17 protein-coding genes and 1 tRNA gene are annotated in these 21,184 nt (G+C 39.0%); 13 read left to right on the top strand and 5 right to left on the bottom strand.

Features of this window, described 5'->3' with window-relative positions; genetic code table 11:
* Position 1 precedes the first annotated feature (1 nt).
* From CDOM16188_RS05930 to CDOM16188_RS05920, 3 genes are all read right to left on the bottom strand, one after another.
* The gene (locus tag CDOM16188_RS05930) at positions 2–1,318 is read right to left on the bottom strand and encodes a sulfite oxidase (RefSeq protein WP_172200228.1); all 1,317 of its coding nucleotides are present in this window, start codon (positions 1,316–1,318) and stop codon (positions 2–4) included.
* A gap of 276 nt (positions 1,319–1,594) precedes the next feature.
* Positions 1,595–1,679, bottom strand: a tRNA-Leu gene (locus CDOM16188_RS05925).
* Between the two features lie 50 nt (positions 1,680–1,729).
* A complete protein-coding gene (locus tag CDOM16188_RS05920; protein WP_169940457.1) occupies positions 1,730–2,029 on the bottom strand; it encodes a F0F1 ATP synthase subunit C in 300 nt (99 codons plus the stop codon).
* Positions 2,030–2,321: 292 nt separating this feature from the next.
* Between CDOM16188_RS05920 and CDOM16188_RS05915 the strand changes: the two genes are divergently transcribed.
* The 8 genes from CDOM16188_RS05915 (at position 2,322) to CDOM16188_RS05880 (ending at position 13,289) form a co-directional block, all read left to right on the top strand.
* The gene (locus CDOM16188_RS05915; protein WP_172200225.1) at positions 2,322–3,656 is read left to right on the top strand and encodes a sodium-dependent transporter; all 1,335 of its coding nucleotides are present in this window, start codon (positions 2,322–2,324) and stop codon (positions 3,654–3,656) included.
* 3 nt (positions 3,657–3,659) lie between these two features.
* A complete protein-coding gene (locus CDOM16188_RS05910) occupies positions 3,660–5,000 on the top strand; it encodes a sodium-dependent transporter (RefSeq protein ID WP_172200222.1) in 1,341 nt (446 codons plus the stop codon).
* The gene (locus tag CDOM16188_RS05905; RefSeq protein ID WP_172200219.1) at positions 5,001–5,528 is read left to right on the top strand and encodes a TRAP transporter small permease subunit; all 528 of its coding nucleotides are present in this window, start codon (positions 5,001–5,003) and stop codon (positions 5,526–5,528) included. It abuts the gene before it with no gap.
* Positions 5,525–6,847: a TRAP transporter large permease subunit gene (locus CDOM16188_RS05900; protein WP_172200216.1), complete on the top strand. Its 1,323-nt coding sequence runs from the start codon at positions 5,525–5,527 to the stop codon at positions 6,845–6,847. The genes CDOM16188_RS05905 and CDOM16188_RS05900 overlap by 4 nt, the downstream gene beginning before the upstream one ends.
* 94 nt (positions 6,848–6,941) lie before the next feature.
* Positions 6,942–8,372, top strand: a complete 1,431-nt coding sequence (locus tag CDOM16188_RS05895) for a DUF4139 domain-containing protein (protein WP_172200213.1) — start codon at positions 6,942–6,944, stop codon at positions 8,370–8,372.
* 92 nt (positions 8,373–8,464) lie between these two features.
* Positions 8,465–10,306 (top strand): biotin/lipoyl-containing protein, encoded by a 1,842-nt coding sequence (locus CDOM16188_RS05890; protein ID WP_172200210.1) that lies wholly within the window; start codon positions 8,465–8,467, stop codon positions 10,304–10,306.
* Between the two features lie 63 nt (positions 10,307–10,369).
* Entirely contained in the window at positions 10,370–11,947 is a 1,578-nt protein-coding gene (pckA, locus tag CDOM16188_RS05885; RefSeq protein ID WP_172200207.1) for a phosphoenolpyruvate carboxykinase (ATP), read from the top strand.
* Complete coding sequence (locus tag CDOM16188_RS05880; protein WP_172200204.1) at positions 11,916–13,289, top strand: CAP domain-containing protein; 1,374 nt, start codon at positions 11,916–11,918, stop codon at positions 13,287–13,289. Before pckA ends, CDOM16188_RS05880 begins: the two co-directional genes overlap by 32 nt.
* Before the next feature lie 9 nt (positions 13,290–13,298).
* Here the strand turns inward: CDOM16188_RS05880 and CDOM16188_RS05875 are convergent, their stop codons facing one another.
* On the bottom strand, positions 13,299–13,568 hold the full coding sequence (locus CDOM16188_RS05875; RefSeq protein ID WP_172200201.1) for a cyclophilin-like fold protein: 270 nt from the start codon (positions 13,566–13,568) through the stop codon (positions 13,299–13,301).
* Positions 13,569–13,707: 139 nt separating this feature from the next.
* Between CDOM16188_RS05875 and argH the strand changes: the two genes are divergently transcribed.
* Entirely contained in the window at positions 13,708–15,096 is a 1,389-nt protein-coding gene (argH, locus tag CDOM16188_RS05870) for an argininosuccinate lyase (protein ID WP_172200198.1), read from the top strand.
* Positions 15,097–15,193: 97 nt separating this feature from the next.
* Here argH and CDOM16188_RS05865 read toward each other — a convergent pair whose 3' ends face one another.
* Positions 15,194–15,547, bottom strand: a complete 354-nt coding sequence (locus CDOM16188_RS05865; protein ID WP_172200195.1) for a histidine triad nucleotide-binding protein — start codon at positions 15,545–15,547, stop codon at positions 15,194–15,196.
* A 133-nt stretch (positions 15,548–15,680) separates the two neighbouring features.
* Here CDOM16188_RS05865 and CDOM16188_RS05860 point away from each other — a divergent pair, with 133 nt between their 5' ends.
* Genes CDOM16188_RS05860 through CDOM16188_RS05845 form a run of 4 tightly spaced genes read left to right on the top strand, consistent with a single transcriptional unit; the run spans position 15,681 to position 21,097 of the window.
* Entirely contained in the window at positions 15,681–16,673 is a 993-nt protein-coding gene (locus CDOM16188_RS05860) for a phenylalanine--tRNA ligase subunit alpha (protein ID WP_169940429.1), read from the top strand.
* Positions 16,670–19,003 carry a phenylalanine--tRNA ligase subunit beta gene (gene pheT, locus CDOM16188_RS05855; RefSeq protein WP_172200192.1) on the top strand — a complete coding sequence of 778 codons (2,334 nt, stop codon included), beginning with the start codon at positions 16,670–16,672 and terminating at the stop codon, positions 19,001–19,003. Before CDOM16188_RS05860 ends, pheT begins: the two co-directional genes overlap by 4 nt.
* On the top strand, positions 19,000–20,274 hold the full coding sequence (gene aroA, locus CDOM16188_RS05850; protein WP_172200189.1) for a 3-phosphoshikimate 1-carboxyvinyltransferase: 1,275 nt from the start codon (positions 19,000–19,002) through the stop codon (positions 20,272–20,274). Before pheT ends, aroA begins: the two co-directional genes overlap by 4 nt.
* Complete coding sequence (locus tag CDOM16188_RS05845) at positions 20,264–21,097, top strand: 4-hydroxy-3-methylbut-2-enyl diphosphate reductase (RefSeq protein WP_172200186.1); 834 nt, start codon at positions 20,264–20,266, stop codon at positions 21,095–21,097. The genes aroA and CDOM16188_RS05845 overlap by 11 nt, the downstream gene beginning before the upstream one ends.
* Positions 21,098–21,184 lie beyond the last annotated feature (87 nt).

Here is a 21,184-nt window from a genome sequence, read left to right as displayed (position 1 = left end):
CCTACCCCACATATACGGCTACTCTATGGCAACTGTTGTTTAGGTAGCCTTTTGGATTCCATGCAGGAAGAACCATCGGCTGCTTTTTGCCATTTGTATCCGTAGCTCTTGCCCAGACTTCATAGTATCCTTTTTGAGGGAATTTGACCGAAGCTTTCCATGACTGCCACGCAAGCCTATTTAGAGGTTTTTCTACAGTTGCCTTTTGCCATGTTTCGCCAAAATCGATGCTTATCTCCATCTCTTTTACTTCTAGGTCGCCTGCCCATGCTTTGCCGCGAACTTCAAGCGTTTTGTCAAGCTCCATTTTAAAATTTGTAATAGGATGAGATATGACTGATTTTACAGGCATTGACTCAATTATCTTCATCTCGGTATCTTTGCTTACTTTTGTTCCTGGAGCCACCGGATTAACAGGCACTTTATACGATTCTGACATTTTTGGTCCATCATGAACTATATTTCTAACGGAAAGTTTAGTTAGCCATTTACCTGAAACGGAACCCGGAAAACCTCCCGCAACAAGCCTCAACGGATAGCCGTTCATAAATGGAATATCAGCTCCTTCGTAAGCCCATGCTATAAGAGTTTCTTCTTCAAGAGCTTTCTTGATAGGAATTCCTCTGCTAATCGGCTTTTTGCTAGCATCTCCGTCAAGCGGGATATCGATACCCTCGTAGCCTACATAAACCGCATCGTTTTTAATACCGCAACTTTCTAACACGTCTTTTACTCTCACGCCTGTCCATCTTCCGCAAGCTATCGCGCCAACTCCCCACTGAGTACCGCTTGTGGCAGGTATGATCTCGCCTCTGCCGTTTCCGCCGCACTCAACGGTTAGAGCGTAAGTGTAGTGTTTAAATTTCTTTTTTAGCTCTTCAAGCGTAAAGGTAGTAGGCTTAAGACAGCTCTCTCCGTCAATTACGAGCTTCCAATTTTTAGGATCGAGATCTTTTATCTCCGGTGCTAAACCGTTGTTTCTAACAAAAAAATGCTCAGGTTTTACAAATTCCGAATCAAAAAATTGAGGCAAAGTTTCTGCCGTTATAGGCTTGTCATTGTGGTAAAGAAGTCCGTTTTTACCCTCTATTTTGAAATTTTCATCTACTGCGGCAAGTGCTGCAGGTATAAGTCCGCTTGGATAATTAGCCGCAAAAGGGATGTTTGCTCCAATCAGTGCCGCAAACGCTAGAAGCGAGCTTTTCTTTAAAAATCCTCTTCTGCTCTCATCGGTCTTTCTTCCGAATATATCAAGATCGGCTTTGATAGGATCTTGTTTGTAAGCCTCAAAGAAACCTAACTCTTTTTTGTTTTTCATCTCATCTCCTTGTTTTGATGTTTGATTGAAGAAATTTTAAGATAATAATATTTTAGAAACAATATAAAAACGAATTAATATTTAAAGTTTAAGCAATTTCACTACTAAAGTAATATTTATAGTTATAAATAAATTATCTTATATTTAAAGTATAATTTTACAGTCTTAATTAAAAATCCTATAATATAGATAGTATTTATTGTAATTGTGTATAAATTTAAGCTTATATTGAATTTAAATAAAATTTAATACATTTTAAGATTTAAGTTTGAAGTATGGTGCGATCAGCGAGATTTGAACTCGCACACCTACCGGCACTACCCCCTCAAGATAGCGTGTCTACCAATTCCACCATGATCGCAACAGAAGTAAAATTTACAAAGAAATTCAGCCCGAAGTTGGGCTGAAATATTAAAACATTGGGTTTGCGTAAAGAATAATTAGTGTAACAACAAGTGCGTAGATAACTTGCGCTTCGATCATCGCTAGAGCGATAAACATTGTTGTCATAAGTTTGCTACCAACGCCAGGGTTTCTAGCAGTTCCTGAGATTGTAGCAGAAGCCGTGCTTCCCATACCGATAGCTCCACCAAGTGCTGCAAGACCTAGACCAAGAGCAGCCGCAAGAACTGAGTATGATTTTAGCATTTCGCCGTCACCTGCAAATGCAAATGAAGCAAGTGCAGCCATAAGAAAAAGAATCTTTTTCATGAAATTTCCTTTGATGAATTTAAGCCAGTTCGGATCAGACCCCTACTTTGAAACTTTGTGGCGCATTTTATATAAAATTTGCTTTGATTTAGTTAAATTTTGAAAAATTTATCAACTAAATTTGCTTGTATCTAAAAATGCTACAAATTTACAAAATATTTTTAAGCTGTTTCGATTTTATACGAATTTATTAACAAAATTAATGAAATATTTTTAAGCTTAGAAATTTAAAAGCTTTTTTATGCTAATTTAAGATTTTTTAATGATTTTAAATAAAATTAAGGTTTGCTAAGTGCAGGATAAGTTCTCTAAAATCGGCTTTATATTAGCCGTTGCAGGAAGTGCGGTAGGTCTTGGAAATGCTTGGAAATTTCCATATTTGGTCGGACAAAACGGTGGCTCTGCTTTTGTTCTTTTGTATTTGTTTTTGACGTTTTTTATCGGGCTTACCATATTTTTTGGTGAAGTAGCGATAGGAAAACTTTCAGAATCAGATCCTGTAAATGCTTTTAAAAAGCTTGCGATCACCAACAAAAATGGCTGGAAATTTGCCGGTTTTACGATGCTTGGAGCGATCATTCTCGTATCGTTTTATACCGTCGTTATAGGCTGGATATTTAAATACGCTTTTATGGTTTTAACGAATTTGCCAGCTGATATAGAGACTTCGGCCGCTATATTTACCGATTTTGTCTCAAAAGACGTATCGTCTCAAATTCTATTTTTTACTATCACAAATATAATTTGTTTTTACATTGTTTCAAAAGGTATCAAGAGTGGGATAGAGCGTGTAAATGTGTGGCTTATGCCGTCTTTGTTGGTGCTTGTGATAGCTATGCTTGCATATTCCGTTACTATGGACGGCTTTATTCAGTCGGCTAAATTTTTGCTGGTGCCCGATTTTACCAAGATAACCTTTGATAGCGTTCTTACCGCGCTTGGACTAGCGTTTTTTACACTTTCTTTGGGTGTGGGCGTCATTATAGTTTATTCTGCAAATTTGCCAAATAACACAAATTTAGTAAGCTCGTCTATAATCATCGTCATCATTAACGTAATAATGGGAATTTTAATAGGCCTTGTCATATTTACTTTTGTGTTTGAGTTTGGCGCCGAACCTAGTCAGGGAGTAGGGCTTGTATTTATCTCCTTGCCTACATTGTTTGCTAAGCTGGGCGCATTTGGGCATATATTTGCTTTTGCGTTATTTACGGCTCTTATATTTGCAGGCATTACTTCGGCTATCTCGATGCTTGAGCCGTTTACATACTATCTTATAAGAGAATTTGGCTTTACACGCAAAAAAGCTCTTGTCAGCATAGCCGCTTTCGTATATATCGCCGGAATTTTATGTATATTTTCAAATATCGAAGGCGTTAAAGAGAATTTGGTCTTTTTTGGCAAAAGTTTGTTTGATTGCCTTGATTATCTAGTTTCAAATATCATCATGCCTATAGGCGGTATTACAGTGTCGGTTTTTGTCGGATTTGTAATCAAAAAAGAGGCATTACGTGAGCTTTACGGTCCTTATATGAGCAAATTTATGTTTGATCTTTGGTATTTTATGATTAGATATATTGCTCCGATTGCCATAGCCGTTATATCCGTAAATGCCATTTTGAGCTAGTTTATGCCAAGCGATAAATTTTCTAAAATAGGTTTTATACTCTCAATCGTAGGTGCTGCTATCGGACTTGGAAACGCTTGGAAATTTCCATATATGGTCGGTAGCAACGGCGGCTCGGCTTTTGTTCTTTTGTATCTTGTGTTTGCCGTAGTTGTGGGGCTTAGTATATTTTTTGCCGAGATGGCGATGGGTAAAATTTCAAACGCAGATCCGGTAAATGCCTTTAGGATACTTGCTCCAAGACACTCAAATTTATGGAGCTTTGCGGGTATCATGATGATCACGGGCGTCTTTGTGGCGTCTTTTTACACGCTTATCATCGGCTGGGTTATTAAGTATGCGGTTGCGTCTTTAGGAACTTTGCCTGTTAAGATAAGCCAATCGGGCGAGAATTTTAACAACTTTATCTCAACTGATATCCTAGGGCAGGTTATTTATTTTTCTATCGCTTTTTTTGCCTACTTTTTTATACTTTCACGTGGAGTAAAAAGAGGAATTGAACGCATAAATTTATGGCTACTGCCTATGTTTTCGCTTCTGCTTGTTGCGATGCTTGTTTATTCTATGCAGATGAAGGGCTTTGGCGAGGCGGTTAAATTTTTGCTTGTATTTGATTTTTCAAAACTAACTAGCGAAGCCGTGTTTATGGCGCTTGGACTTGCGTTTTTTACGATGTGCGTTGGCATAGGCGCTATCATCACTTATTCAACCAGCCTTGATAGCAAGACAAATTTATTTACATCTTCGCTTTATGTCGTTATTTTAAACATAGTTTTTAGCATAGTCATAGGGCTTATCGTATTTACATTTGTATTTGAGTTTGGAGAAAAGCCTAGCCAAGGCGTTGGACTTGCTTTTATCTCGCTTCCGACTCTTTTTGCCAAGCTTGGAGCCATAGGAAATTTACTCAGTTTTGCGTTTTTTACCGCTCTTGTTTTTGCAGGGCTTACTTCGGCTATTTCTATGGTAGAACCGCTTATATTTCACATAGTAAAAGAGTATAAAATTTCGCGCTTTAAAGCGATTTTGATCGTAGGAATTTGCGTGTATGTGCTTGGCGTGCTTTGTGCGCTTTCAAATACGAATATGTTTAAAGAGAGCCTAATGTTTTTTGGCAAAGGATTTTTTGACATACTTGATTATATCAGCTCAAATATCCTGCTTCCTCTTGGCGGTATAGTTATAGCCGTCTTTGTCGGATTTTTTATGAAAAAAGAGATGTTAGAAGAGCTATTTTTGCCATATATGGGTAAAATTGTGTTTAAAATTTGGTATTTCTTGCTTAGATACGTAGCGCCGACTTGCGTCGTGCTTGTTATGATTAGGCAGATTGTGGGGCAATAGATGGAGCAAAAACTACTAAAGATAGAGAAAATTTTTAATAAATTAGCAGATATTATCGGATACATCTGTATATTTGTGATGTTTTTGATGATAGCCGATGTGTTTTTTAACGTAACTGCTAGATATTTTTTCAAATACGGCAATGTAGGGCTTCAAGAGCTTGAGTGGCACTTTTTCAGCATTATTATAATGCTTGGTATGAGTTACGCGCTTAAAGAGGACGTTCATGTGCGAGTTGATGTCTTTTATGAGGGATTAAAGCCCAAAACAAAGGCGATTATAAATATGCTTGGAGTTGTGTTTTTTATCCTTCCTTTAGCGCTTCTTGTGGCTTGGCTTAGCTTTGATTATGTGGTTGAAGCTTATGAATCAAACGAAGGAAGTGCAGATCCGGGCGGACTTCCTTACCGCTGGATTATAAAGGCTTTTATACCGTTTTCTTTCTACCTTTTGATATTTTTTAGCATAGGCTACTTTATCAAATACCTAAATTTATATATAGCGTGCAAAAAAGAGGGGCGAAAATGACCGGTGTTGTGATGTTTTTAGCTGCTCTTTTTATGCTTGCTATAGGATTTTCGGTTGCATTTACCTTTGGAGCGATTTCTGTTATCTTTGGGCTTATAGGTGCGATGGTGGAGAGCTTTGGTGACGGAGACGGCTTTGTGGGCGGGCTTGAAATTTTTAAAGAGATGTTTGCTTTTATGCCTTATAGAATTTATTCCATCATGGAAAATAAAATCCTAATAGCCGTTCCGCTTTTTGTCTTTATGGGCATAATCTTACAAAAGACCAAGCTTGCCGAGCGTTTGCTTGAAAGCATGGCGTTTTTATTTGGAGAAATTCGCGGAGGTGTGGCTATCAGCACCGTCTTAGTCGGCGCACTTCTTGCGGCTTCAACCGGAGTTGTCGGAGCAAGTGTTGTGGCTATGGGTGTGATGAGTTTGCCTGTCATGCTAAAGTACAGATACAATAAAGCCTTAGGATGCGGCACCATATGCGCCTCGGGAACACTTGGGCAGATCATTCCGCCTTCTATTGTGCTTATCATCTTGGGCGATGTATTTACCGTGCCTGTTGGAGATCTGTTTCGCGAAGCTATAGCTCCGGGGCTTGCTCTTGTAGGAGCTTATATAGCTTATATTTTATTTGTTTCTTATATGAATAAAGACTACGCTCCGCCGGTGATTGATGAGAGCGGGATACCAAAAAGCAAGCAAATTTTTAATGCGATTAAGGCTATTTTACCCCCTCTTGTGCTTGTATTGCTTGTTCTTGGCTCTATCTTTAACGGTATTGCCACACCGACTGAGAGTTCCGCTTTTGGTTGTGTGGGTGCGATAATACTTTCTATCTGCTATAGAACTTTTTCATTTCAAACTCTAAAAGAAGCGCTTGAAGAAAGCGTTAAAACCACCGCTATAATCTTTACTATACTAATAGGCGCAACAGCCTTTTCTATGGTATTTAGCTACACCGGAGGCGATGAGGTCGTAGAAGCCTTTATGTCAAATTTGCCCGGCGAAAAATGGGGCTTTATAATCTTAGCCATGATTACTATCTTTGTGCTTGGATTTTTTATAGACTTTGTTGAAATTTCTTACATCGTGCTTCCTATTTTGGTGCCTATTGCTATGAATTTAGGTATAAATCCTCTATATTTTGCCATTATAATAGCCATGAATTTACAGACTTCGTTCTTAACTCCGCCTTTTGGCTTTAGCCTCTTTTATCTTAAGGGAGTTACACCGCCTGAAGTTAGCACGATGGATATTTATAAAGGCGTAGTGCCGTTTATCCTGCTTCAAATTTCCATACTTATAATATTTACCATAATACTACTTTAAAACCGCTCCTTGCAAATTTGCAAGGAGAGTTTGATTAAAATAGAGCATTAACATTTAGGCGTTATAATTTTATAAATTTAAAACAGGAGAATTTATGAAAGCCTTAAGTCTTATTTCTATCCCTGCGGTTTTTGTTTTGGCTGATTCAAGCTTGCTTGAAATTTATAAAAACAGGGCATTCTTTCATCAGAATTTAAGCGATACTAAAAGCTCTTTTTCTATCGAAGTTCCAAATACCATAAATATAAGAGATATCGACATTTCGGCAAGCTGTGAAGTACAAAATTTAACCTTAAATGATGCCGAGTTCGTAAAAGACGATGAATATAGCTTACATGAGGAGCTTTCAAAACGCATTAAAAACCTTAATAACAAACTATCCGCGCTCAACTCAAAGTCAAATTTTTTATCGCACTTTACTCCAAGCGATAAGATGACGGCTGATAGTTTAAAAGATGAGAGCGATAAGCTTTATGAAGTTGTGCTAAAAAATTTAGATGAAATTTCAGACACTCAAAAAGAGCTTGAAAAGCTAAATTTAGAACTGAATAAATTTAAAGTAAAGCAAGTTAAAAAGCTTGATTTAAGCTTTGAGTGCGAGCCTAAATTCGTAAAAATTTCATATCCCGTAAATGTAAAACTTGATCTGCAAAATGAAATTTCAGCCGACACCTCAAAATCGCAAGTAGATATCATTCAGGGTTTAAGCTTAACTAGCCCGTTTGCAAAAGATATAAAGAACCTTGATATCGCGCTTTATCCTTTTAGCTACTCGTCAAATTTGATTCCGCCGCATTTTTATCCGTGGTATGAGGGCAAGCCCGAGCCTATCCCTGTAAATACCATGGCTGCGCCGATGATGGAGATGGCTGATGCCGCAAGCCTTAAGATGAGAAGCGCTAAGATGACAGCAAGCGAAGTAAGCGGACAAAACGTCCAAAATACCCTATCAAATTCATGGAGAATTTCAAACGTAAATTTAAAAGCGGGCGAAGATAATAAATTTGTCTATGATAGACAAAACGTAAAGGCTAAATTTGAGATAGTTATAGACGGATACAGCGGCTCAAACGGTTATATCAAGGCTATCTTTACTCCTATAAAAAGCATGGAGTATGCAAGTACGGCCATGAAGATAGACGGCATAAGCGTAGGCAAGAGCTCAAGCTTTAGCCTAAAGCCAAACGAAGAGAATTTCGTATATTTTGGTAAAAACGATCTCATAAGCGTTAAAAAAGAGAGTCTTGTGAATTTTACTAAAGAGAGCTTTTTCGGTAACAAAAAGAAAATTTCAACAGGCTTTAGCTACGAGATAAAAAACGGCTCAGATAAGCCTTGGGATATAACTCTTATAGAAAAAATTCCCGTTTCAACGCATGAGAGCATAAGCGTAGCCGTTAAAAATACGCCAAAAGAGAGCGAGATAAGCAAACAGGGCGAAGTAAGCTGGAAATTTGGGCTTAAACCAAACGAGAACAAAAAAGTAGAATTTACTTACGAGCTTACAAAGCCAACAAATAATTAATAAAATTTGCATTTTTATAATTATTAATTAAAGCAAATAAAGATAAAATTAGCTTCGTTGAGCAAATTTAAACTACGACGGAAAGGCGACTTATGGCGAAAAAATTCATAGATGTAATGGATACCACCTTTAGGGACGGATTTCAGTCTGTTTTTGGTGCGAGAGTTTTGATGGATGACTTTTTGCCTGCCGTGAGCGCAGCAAAAGAAGCGGGTATCACACACTTTGAATTCGGCGGTGGCGCGCGCTTTCAAAGTCTTTATTTTTATCTGAATGAAGACGCCTTTGTTATGATGGATAAATTTAGAGAGATAGCGGGTAAAGACGCAAATTTGCAAACCCTAAGCAGAGGCGTTAATACCGTAACTCTTGATACTGGTAGCAGGGAGCTTGTGGATCTGCATGCTAAGATGTTTAAAAAGCACGGCACGACTACCATTAGAAATTTTGATGCGCTTAACGATGTTGAGAATTTAAAATACTCCGGCGAGCGGATAGTTCATCACGGACTTAAGCATGAAGTTGTGGTTACTATGATGGATCTGCCTCCCGGATGTGTAGGCGCTCATGATGTGGCGTTTTACGAGAGAATTTTACGAGAAATTTTAGATGCGGGAATTCCTTACGATAGCGTTTGCTTTAAGGATGCAAGCGGCACAAGCAGTCCGCAAAAGGTATATGAAACTATAAAAATGGCTCGCAAGCTACTTCCTGCAAAAACTCACATCAGACTTCATACTCACGAAACAGCAGGCGTTAGCGTGGCGTGCTATCTTGCTGCACTTGAAGCGGGCGCAGACGGTATCGATCTAGCCGCAAGTCCCGTAAGTGGGGGCACTAGCCAGCCTGATATACTTACTATGCTTCACGCCGTTAAAGGCAAGGACTACGATCTAGGCGGGCTTGACACTCAAAAAGTCTTAAAATATGAAAGAGTTTTAAAAGAGTGTCTTAAAGACTACTTCATACCGCCTGAAGCTACCGAAGTTAGCCCTCTTATACCGTTTTCTCCGATGCCGGGCGGTGCGCTTACGGCAAATACTCAAATGATGAGAGATAATAATATCTTAGATAAATTCCCCGATGTGATTGATGCTATGCAAGAAGTGGTTGAAAAGGGAGGATACGGCACTAGCGTAACTCCGGTGAGTCAGTTTTATTTCCAACAAGCCTTTAATAACGTGATGTTTGGTAAATGGAAGAAGATCGCCGAAGGCTACGGTAAGATGGTGCTTGGCTACTTCGGCAAGACCCCGTCAAAGCCTGATAAAGAGGTCATCAAGCTTGCAAGTGAGCAGCTTGGACTTAAACCTACCAAAGAAAACGCCATAGATATCGCAGATCGTGACGAAACAAAATCAATCAAATTTACAAAAGAGCTACTTAAAAAAGAGGGCATTGAAGCAACAGAAGAAAATATCTTTATAGCGGCCGCATGCAAGGAAAAAGGCATAGCCTTCTTAAAAGGAGAGGGCAAGGTAAATGTGCGCAAAATTTCTCAAATGCCTAAGGCAAAAGAGCAAATTTGCACTGCCAAAGAGAGCAAGGACGGCGTAAATGAAAAATATAGCGTTGTCGTAAACGGTAAAAAATTCGAAGTTGAAATTTACGATAGCCAAAATGCAGAAGTAGAGGTTAAAAGCATAAAGCCCGTAGGCGATGCTATGCTGATGCCTCCTGAAATTTCACCTGCGGGAAGAAAGGCTACCAATGAAAACGGTAACGGCGAAGCCGTGGTAAGCAGCTTGCCGGGAAATGTATTTAAAATTTTAGCAAAAGTGGGAGATAAGGTTAAAAAGGGACAAATTCTTATTATTTTAGAAGCTATGAAAATGGAGATAGAAGTAGTTGCGCCAAAAGACGGCGTAGTGAGTTCAATCGAAGTAGAACAGGGGCAAACGGTCAAAAACGGTCAAATTCTAGCTAGAATTTAGTATTTTTTTTGATCTATGCTTTATAAAAATAAAATCAGATGATATAAATAAAAAGGAATAACAATGGTAAATGAATTCGATAAGTTGGGGTTGCAGGGTATCAAAAATATTTATCATAACTTAAGCTATGATGAGCTTTTTGAACATGAGAAAAATAACGGCGAAGGAAGGGTAAGCAGCAACGGAACCTTTATGGTCGATACGGGTATTTTTACCGGCAGAAGCCCTAAGGATAAGTATTTCGTGAAGCAAGATCCAAGCGCTAAATACATCGCTTGGGGAAAGGTAAATCAGCCTATCTCAAAAGAGCTTTTTGACAAACTTCTTAAAAAGGCCAAGGATAGATTAAGCGGTAAAGATATCTACGTGCAAGACGCATTTTGCGGCTCAAGCGATAAGAGTAAAAAATCGGTTAGATTTATAACAGAGGTTGCTTGGCAGGCGCATTTTGTAAAAAATATGTTTATTCGCCCGAGCAAAGAGGATTTGGCGAAATTTAGCCCGGATTTTGTAGTTTATAACGCTTGCAAATGCTCAAACGAAAACTACAAAGAAGACGGCCTAAACTCTGAAGTTTTCGTTATCTTTAACGTAGAAGAAAACGTCGCAGTAATCGGCGGAACGTGGTATGGCGGAGAGATGAAAAAGGGTATTTTTTCGATGATGAACTACTGGCTTCCGCTTGAAGGCAAGCTAAGTATGCACTGCTCGGCAAACGTGGGCAAAGAAGGTGACACGGCGCTTTTCTTCGGTCTTAGCGGAACGGGCAAAACCACTCTTTCAACAGATCCTAAAAGAAAGCTAATAGGCGATGATGAGCACGGCTGGGACGATGACGGCGTGTTTAACTTTGAAGGCGGATGCTACGCAAAATGTATAAACCTTGATCCTGAGAGCGAGCCTGAAATTTATGCAGCTATTAAGCGCAACGCACTACTTGAAAACGTCGTGGCGGATGCAAACGGAGTGGTTGATTATAAAGACGGAAGCAAGACTGAAAATACGCGCGTAAGCTATCCGATCGAGCATATTGAAAATCACGAGCCAAGTCTAAGTGCCGGACATCCGCAAAATATTATATTTTTAACGGCGGATGCGTTTGGTGTGCTTCCTCCGGTTGCAAAGCTTACAAAAGAGCAGGCGATGTATTATTTCTTAAGCGGATATACGGCTAAAGTTGCAGGAACAGAGCGCGGTATAACCGAGCCTGTAGCGACATTTTCCGCTTGCTTTGGAGAGCCATTTATGCCGCTTCATCCAACCGTATATGCTAAGCTTTTGGGCGAAAAAATAGATAAGCACAACGTAAATGTATATCTTGTAAATACCGGCTGGAGCGGCGGTGCTTACGGGGTCGGCAAAAGAATGAGCATAAAAGCTACTCGCGCTTGCATAAACGCCATACTTGACGGAAGCATAAGAGAGTGCGAATTTGAGAATTTTGAGAAATTTAACTTATCTATCCCAAAAGAGCTTGCGGGCGTGGAAACAAAGCTTTTAAATCCGATAAATACTTGGGAAAATAAAGATGAATATATAGCCATGAGAGATAAGCTGGCTAAGATGTTTGAAGCAAATTTCAAACGATATGAAGATGTGAAAGAGGGCGTTGAATACGCAAAAGCAGGCCCAAAAGCTTAAATTTGGGCTGATTGCTTTCGGGTTTATTTTTCTTGCGGGGTGTGACTATAAAAATAGCTACGATCCCGCAAGACTCAAAGAGGCAAGCCAGCCTCAAATTTCTTACATAATAGATAGCGACGCGCTTAGCTATTTAAACGACTACCGCAGAGGTTCTGGGCTGTTTGCGCTTAAATTCAACGAAAATTTAAGCCTAGCTTCTAAAAATCATGCCGAATACAGCGTAGCCAACTCACATATGGGGCATGACGAGAGTGCCGGATTTTCTAAATTTACAGGCGTAACTCCGGGCGATAGAGCAAAATTTACAGGCTATAACTCTATGCACGTGCTTGAAAATATAGCTTACAAGAGTGACTTTATAACCTCTATAGACGGGCTTTTTTCGGCGATTTATCATCGGTTTGCCTTTTTAAATTTAAGCGTAAATGAAGTAGGTTTCAGCGCGGCAACTTCTGATAAATTTAGTGCTTATGTTTTTTTGATGGGCAACTCAAACCTTAATGGCTTTTGCAAAAGAGGTGCTAGTGATAACGGCCCCGGTAAATTCTATACAAATGTCTGCGCGAATAAAGATATCAAAGTAAAAGACACTAGGCTTGAAGGGTTTTTAAAATCAACCAAACAGCATGTAAAATTCCCTGATAAAGCTCCTGTTGTGCCTTATTTTAGCGGCGAAGTTCCAGATCCGTTTCCTGAGTGCAAGATCACCGCAAACCCTGTAAGTATAGAGTTTAACGAGAATTTAAAAGATATAAAATTTCTGAATTTTGAAATTTATAAAGGCAATGAGAAGCTTAGAAATTTAAAAATTCTAGATCAAAAAAGCGACATAAACCGCAAATTTTCATCTCATCAGTTTGCTGCGTTTTCAAGAAATGTTTTTGAATTTGGCGCAGATTATACGGCTATTTTTAGTTACACGCAAGAAAATGAACCTAAACAGATAAAGTGGAATTTCAAGACTAAAACGCTTAAATTTCCTTATTTTGATGCAAAAGACGGCGATGTGCTGAGCGTAAAACCGGATACCGTATATGAAATTTTCTTTCGTCCAAAGGACTGCAACGACCTGCTTACAAGTTACTCTTATAACTCATCCGCTCTTTTAAATTCAGAGGTTAAACAAAGCGGAACAAACACTTTAAGCGTGAATTTAAGCGGCTTGGAGGGCGATATACTTACGATAAATACGAGCGGTGGAGACGAGGTCAAAGTTCGCCTTAGCGAAAGTTCGCCAAAAGCTAAAAGCGAACGCAAAATTTATATAATCAAAGCCACGCTTATGGTTATCGGCGTGATAATAGTATTTGTTCTTATAGGAAGAGGTTTAAGAAAGTAACCTTAAAGACTATTTTTGAAGCTTAAATTTTACTTTCACATCACCATTTCCAAGCGCTTTTAAAAGCTCGTCAGTATTTTTTATAGTGCCGATTTTTGTGTATTTATAAAAGTTCTCATTGAAATCTTTATAAAACAGCACTAGAGTATCTGATCTATACAGCATCAAATCGCCGACTTTTATATCCCCTTGAACGGAATCGTTTGAGGATAAAATTTGCCCAAGTTTTGCAAATTTCTCTTTTGAAGCATACTCTTTCATATCAAGCTGTAAAGACATAAGTTTTAAAATTCCCTAGAGTTTTTACTATTATAGCTTCAAATTTTAAAATCATAGAATTTCCATAATCTGTAGGCGATTTGGATTTTCTTTAGGCTAAATTTTATAAAATAGCATTTAAATTTAAAAAGGAAAAATCATGAAAAAGATGTGGTCGGGCAGATTTAAAAACGAAAGCAGTAAATTACTTGAAGAGTTTAACGCCTCTATAGGATTTGATAAAAACCTTTATCGCGAAGATATCGCAGGTAGCAAGGCTCATGCAAAAATGCTTGGCGAGTGCGGGATACTAAAGCAAGAAGAGGCACAAACCATCATAAAAGGACTTGATATAGTTTTGGGCGAGATAGAGCATAATAAATTCGAGTTTAAAATCGAGGATGAGGACATCCACATGGCGGTTGAAAAGCGCCTAAGCGAGATCATTGGAAGCGAGCTTGGAGGAAGACTGCATACGGCACGTAGCAGAAACGATCAGGTCGCTCTTGATTTTAGACTTTATGTGCAGCGTAGCTCGCTTGAAATCATGAATGAAATTTACTCTCTCATCTCTACTCTAAACTCTCTTTCGAGCAAGCATCTTGATACGCTAATGCCCGGTTTTACGCACCTTCAGCACGCTCAGCCGGTAAGCCTTGCTTATCACTTGCTTGCTTACGCTTTTATGTTTAAGCGCGATTATGAGCGATTTGCAAGCTCGCATGAGCGAAATAACCTCTGTCCGCTGGGTTCAGCTGCGCTTGCGGGAACACCACATCCTATAGATAGAAAGATTGTGGCGCAAGAGCTTAAATTTAACGGTGTTACGCAAAATGCGATGGATAGCGTTTCTGATCGTGATTTTGCTATGGAAATTTTATTTAACATAAGCGTTTTGATGACTCATGCTTCTCGTCTTTGCGAGGAGTTGATACTCTGGAGTTCGCAAGAATTTGGCTTTGTAACCATTAGCGATACTTACTCTACGGGAAGCTCTATCATGCCTCAGAAGAAAAACCCCGACGTGGCAGAACTTATCCGCGGAAAAACGGGTCGCGTAAATGGAAATTTGATAGCGCTTTTAACTACTATGAAAGGCTTGCCGTTAGCTTATAACAAGGACATGCAAGAGGATAAAGAAGGGGTTTTTGATAGCGTACATACTGCGCTTACATCGGTTCATATCTTAAATGAGATGATGAAAGAGGCTAAATTTAACGAAAAAAATATGCTTGAGGCGACTAAAAAAGGGCATTTAAGCGCAACCGATCTAGCTGATTTCTTAGTGCGAGAAAAAAACGTGCCGTTTAGAACCGCTCACTTTATCACGGGTAAGGCTGTGGCAAAGGCCGAGAGTTTGGGCGTTGATCTAAGCGAGCTAAGCTCTGAGCAGTTAAAAGAGGTCGATGATAATTTAGATGAAAATGCGGTTAAATTTTTAGATCTGCACGCCTCAAAAGAGGCTAGAACTTCACTTGGCGGCACAGCAAATTCTAGCGTGCAAAAGCAGATAAATTTGATTAACGAGTGGCTGAAAAATTTAAGATAATCTAAAATTTGGATTTGAAAAAGGCTTGTATTAAAGATAAAATTTAAAAAAATAGAAATTTACACCAAAAGAAGGGTGTTTAGCCCTTCCGGTCGGTTTAAAATGTTGATTGCGGATCGGTAGCTGCATCAACCCAGCCGAGTTTAGCGCCGCCAAGCATATGAAAATGCAAGTGCATAACCTCTTGACCGCCGTTTTCGCCGTTGTTTGTTACTAGGCGATAACCGCTTTTATCAAGCCCCATAAGAGTTGCGACCTCTTGGATAAATTTAGTCATCTCGCTCATTAAGCCCGCATCCATCTCTTGGAAATTTTTAAAGTGTTTTTTAGGGATTATAAGGATATGAATCGGCGCTTTTGGATTTATGTCGTTAAAAGCCAGAAATTTATCGTTTTCCAACACTTTGTTGCAAGGAATTTCGCCCGCTACTATCTTTTCAAAAATTGTCATTTCTTTCTCCTGTTTAAAATTTTCAAATTATAACAATTCAAAACTAAATTTTATAAAGCAAAAAGACCTTTTATGCAGATTTTATTAAAAATTGACTACAATCAGAACAAAAAATTTAACACGAGGTAAGAATTTGCAAGAGTATAAAGATAGTATAAGTAGGTGTAGTAATTTAGCCGAACTTGACAGAATTCGAGTTGATCTACTTGGCAAAAAAGGTCTTATCACATCCGAATTTGCGAAATTAAAAGACATGAGCGATGATGAAAAAAAATCATTTGCGGCGAATTTAAATAAGCTAAGAGATGAGTTTGAAACCCTGCTTGCAAGCAAAAAATCAGAGCTTGAAAATAGCGAAATAAAGGCTAAGATGAAAGCAAGCGCTATAGACGTGACGCTCTTTAACGAGCCAAATTCAACGGGTGCTCTTCATCCTGTGATGGCTACTATGGATAAGATCATAGAGTATTTTATGATGCAGAATTTCTCTCTTGAGACAGGACCTCTCATCGAGGATGATTTTCATAACTTTGAGGCGCTAAATTTGCCTAAATATCACCCTGCGCGAGATATGCAAGATACGTTTTACTTTAAGGACTTTAAGCTGCTTCGTACGCATACCAGCCCGGTTCAAGTTAGAACTATGATGAGCACTAAGCCGCCTATTCGCATGATAGCTCCGGGAAGCGTTTTTAGACGCGATATGGACCTAACGCACACTCCGATGTTTCATCAGGTTGAAGGTCTTGTCGTCGAAGATGAAGGCGTTGTTAGCTTTGCAAATTTAAAAAGTATGCTTGAAAATTTTTTAAGATATATGTTTGGTGATGTGCAGGTTCGTTTCCGCCCAAGCTTCTTTCCTTTCACGGAGCCATCGGCCGAAGTTGATATAAGCTGTATCTTTTGTAAGGGCGAAGGATGTAGAGTATGCAAGCAGACAGGCTGGCTTGAAGTGCTTGGATGCGGAGTGGTTGACTCAAACGTATTTAAGGCGGTCGGCTATAAAAACGTAAGCGGATATGCCTTTGGGCTTGGAGTAGAGAGATTTGCAATGCTACTTCATCAAATTCCTGATTTGCGCTCGCTTTTTGAGGGAGATTTAAGATTATTGGAGCAGTTTAAATGATAATTTCAAGAAATTGGCTAAATGAGTGGGTAGATATATCAAATGCTGGCAACGAAACTCTTTTAAAGACGTTAAATTCGATAGGTCTTGAGGTTGATAGCTTTAATGAGATAAAAATTCCTGAAAAAATCGTAGTAGGGTATGTAAAAAGCAAAGCAAAGCATGAAAATGCCGAGAAGCTAAGTGTATGTCAAGTAGATGTGGGGAGCGAAACTCTTCAGATAGTTTGCGGTGCTAAAAACGTCGAAGCGGGACAGTTTGTGCCTGTAGCACTTGTGGGGGCGGTTATGCCAAGCGGCCTTGAGATAAAGCGCGCTAAACTTAGAGGCGTAGAGTCAAACGGCATGATTTGCTCTTCCAGCGAGCTTGGATTGGTAAAAACAAACGACGGCATTATGCCTCTTGATGAGAGTATCGGAGAGCTTAAACTCGGCAAAGAGCTTAACGAGTATCCGATACTAAACGATACTTTTATAGAGATAGAGCTAACGCCAAACAGGGGTGATTGCTTAAGCGTTTACGGTATCGCTAGGGATGTTTCGGCAGCTCTTGATCTGCCTTTAAAAAATGCAAGCAAATACGACGAAGCTGAAAATTTGCTTGGAATCGGGCGAATTTTGGCGATTCATGCAGAGGAAAATTTAAAAAGCAGCTTTCAATATAGGGTGTTTGAGCTAAAAGATGCTATTAATGAGAATTTGCTTATGAAGATTAGATTAGCACTCATTGAATGCAGCAAAGAACACTGCGTGGAAAGACTTTTGGAATATGCTACGCATTCAACCGGAGTGCTATTTAACGCGTATGATTATGATAAGCTTAAAAAGGATGAAGACAGGGTTGTTTTTGATCTTGAAAAAGATAAATTTCTTGCCAGCAAAATTCTTGTAGGCGGTCAAATTTTAGGAGTTGCGGGCATATATCAAAGCGACTCGGCGGCTCTTGAAAAAGATAGCAAAAAGATCATCATCGAGGCTAATTATACCGACCCTGAAGTTATAGCTACGACTATATTTGAAGATAAGCAAATTCCTCGCTCTACGCAAGTTTATCGTTCGCTTAGGGGCTCTGAGCCTAATATCGATTTTGGAGCTGATTATCTCTTTAAACTGCTTGCAAATTTCAAAAATGCCGTTCTTTATGCGGGCTCACAGCAGACTTTGCTTACAAAAGAGCCTAAATTCGTAAGCTTTACGATGAGCGAAATGAATAGGATGATAGGGCAAGAGATCGCTAGAAATGATGTGGTTAGGATACTTAAAAAGCTTGGATTTGAAGTAAATTTAAACGCCGAAAAGGAGAGCGTAAATGTAAAGGTTCCTGAATTTCGTCATGATACGCTAAATTTGCAAGATGTTTGCGAAGAGATAGTGCGAATGATAGGTATTGATAACATAGCTTCAAAACCTCTGAAATTCAGTGAGCAAAGCAGGATAAACGATACTTACAAAGACTACAAACAAGCTCTTAACTTAAGGCGAAAAGCTGCCGATGTAGGGTTTTTTGAATCGATTCACTATGTCTTTGATGATGCAAAAGAATTAAGCGAGCTTGGGTTTAAGCCTTGCAAGGCCGAGCTTGCAAACCCTATCACAAGCGAGTTAAATACGCTTAGACCGACTCTTATAAATCATCTTTTAAAATCTGCCGAGAGAAATATCAAAAATTATAAAAAATCGGTTAAAATTTTTGAATTAGGTAGCGTATTTAACGAAAACGGCGATCAAGAACAGAGATTTGGCTTTATCGCAAGCGGACTTGTTAAAGAGCCTACTTTGCTAAATTCCGCAAAGCCTGCCGAGGTTGATTTCTTAAGCTTTGCGTTAGCCATTAAAAATATAATCGGTGATTTTGAGCTTAAGCCAAGCGGCGATGTGGGCTATCTAAGCGAATTTGAGCAAGCTAAAATTTATCAAAACGATATTTGCGTAGGCTACATCGGCAGAGTTGATATAAGAGTTGAAAACAGTCGCGACTTGCCAAAGACATATCTATGCGAAGTGGAATTTGATAAGCTAAAATGCAAAAAAACGGTAGCGAAAGCTTATTCTAAATTTCCTGCGATAAGTAGGGACTTAAGCCTTATCGTGCCTGAAGATATGAGATTTGAAAAGATAAAAGAGTGTATAAAAGCTCTTAAGATCGAGTGCCTAAAGGAGTTTTTACCTGTTGATATTTATAGGGATAGAAATTTAGGATCAAATTCCAGTTTAACGGTCAAATTTACGTTCCAAGATGATCAAAAGACGCTTGAGGATGATGATATCGCGCTTATAATGGATAAAATTTTAAGCGCATTAAATACAAATTTAGGTATTACGATAAGATGAAAATTTTTGCTTTAAGAGACAAGATAGATGCAAATTTAGAAGTCATAGCCCCTGATAAATCGATATCTCATAGGTGCGCGATATTTTCGTTGCTTTCTGATAAGCCTTCTCGTATAAAAAACTATCTAAAAGCGGAAGATACTCTAAATACTTTAAATATCGTCAAGTTTTTGGGAGCTGAAATTTCCCAAACCGATGATGAGCTAACGATAACTCCGCCTAAAAATTTAAAAGAGCCCGAAGTCGTGCTTGAGTGCGGAAACTCCGGCACAGCGATGAGACTGCTTATGGGATTTTTAGCTGCAAGTGAAGGATTTTTCGTGCTAAGCGGAGATGAATATCTAAACCGCCGCCCGATGGCAAGGGTCGCAAAGCCTCTTGTTGGCGTGGGAGCCAAGATAGACGGCGCAAATAACGGCGATAGAGCCCCGCTTGCGATACGAGGAAGCAAGCTTGAGTATTTTAAATTTGATAGCCAAATAGCTTCGGCTCAGGTTAAGTCCGCTTTGCTTTTAGCGGGTCTTAAATCAAACGGATGCGTGATAAATGAGCCTGAGCTAAGTCGTGATCATACCGAGAGAATGCTAAAAGGAATGGGCGCACAAATAGAGCGAAACGGCACGGAAGTATCGATAAAACCGATGCAAAATCCTCTTAAGCCTCTTGAAATTTTTGTACCAAACGATCCAAGCTCTGCATTTTTCTTTGCGGTTGCGGCAGCGATTATCCCAAATTCACATTTAGTGCTTAAAAATATGCTTTTAAATAAAACTCGCATAGAGGCCTACAGGGTGCTTGAAAAAATGGGTGCCGATATAAAATTTAAAGAGACTAGTAGCGAATATGAGAGCATAGGCGAAATTGAGATAAGATACGCTCCTCTTAAAGCCGTTGAAGTAAGCGAAAATATCTCTTGGCTTATTGATGAAGTGCCGGCTCTTGCGGTGGCTTTTGCTAACGCAAGCGGAGTAAGCGTAATAAGAAACGCAAAAGAGCTCAGGGTAAAAGAGAGCGACAGGATCGCCGTTATGGTTGAAGGGCTTAGGAAGTGCGGCCTTGAAGTAAGTGAATTTGAAGACGGTTTTAGCGTCAAAGGTGCAGAGACAAACAGTGCGATCATAGATAGCCACGGCGATCATCGTATAGCTATGAGCTTTGCTATTTTAGGTCTTAAATGCGGAATGGTGATCGAAAAGAGCGAATTTATATCGACCTCTTTTCCGAAATTTGGCTCTATATTAAGAGAGCTTGGAGCTAGCGTTGAAGATTGAGCTTGCTAGTAGTTACGGATTTTGTTTTGGAGTTAAGCGAGCGATAAAGATCGCCGAAAACGCTAAAGATGCGGCAACTATAGGACCTCTTATACATAATAACGAAGAGATAAATAGATTAAAACTCAATTTTAACGTTAAAACTTTGCAAGGAATTGATGAGCTAAGCGAAGAAAAAAAGGCTATAATCCGCACTCACGGTATAACCAAAACCGATCTTGCAAGGCTTAAAAGTAGCAAAGTAAATGTTATAGACGCCACCTGTCCCTTTGTGACTAAGCCTCAGCAAATTTGTGAAAAGATGAGTAAGGAAGGCTATGATATCGTTATCTTTGGCGATGAAAATCACCCTGAGGTTAAGGGTGTAAAGTCATACGCAGCGGGAAAAGTTTATGTGATACTTGAAGAGAGCGAGCTAGACGGCATAAAACTATCTCAAAAAGTTGCCGTCGTAAGCCAAACTACTCGTAAAGTCGAAAAACTTATGCAGATTGTAAATTATTTAATGCTAAAAACTAAAGAAGTAAGGGTCTTTAATACTATTTGTAATGCTACTCTTGAAAATCAAGAAGCCGTGAAGGATTTAGCTCAAAAAGCCGATGTTATGGTTATAATAGGTGGAAAAAATTCTTCAAACACAAAGCAGCTTTATCTGATATCTAAAAATTTTTGCGACGATAGCTACCTCATAGAAAATGAAAGCGAGCTTGAAGGCGCATGGTTTGAAGGGAAAAATCATTGCGGAATAAGCGCGGGAGCAAGCACTCCTGATTGGATTATCCAAGATGTTATAAATAAAATTAAAGAGCTAAAGCCTGATTAAAATTTATACTATCTGATTTTTAAAACGAAATTAAAATTTGTGAAAATTTGAAATTAAATTTTAGATGTAAATTGAAATTTGTACCCA

It is taken from the genome of Campylobacter sp. RM16188, from assembly GCF_012978795.1.
In the GTDB taxonomy this organism is placed as follows: domain Bacteria; phylum Campylobacterota; class Campylobacteria; order Campylobacterales; family Campylobacteraceae; genus Campylobacter_A; species Campylobacter_A canis.
The sequence above is the reverse complement of the archived record's forward strand: the minus strand, read 5'-3'. Positions and strand labels throughout refer to the sequence as shown.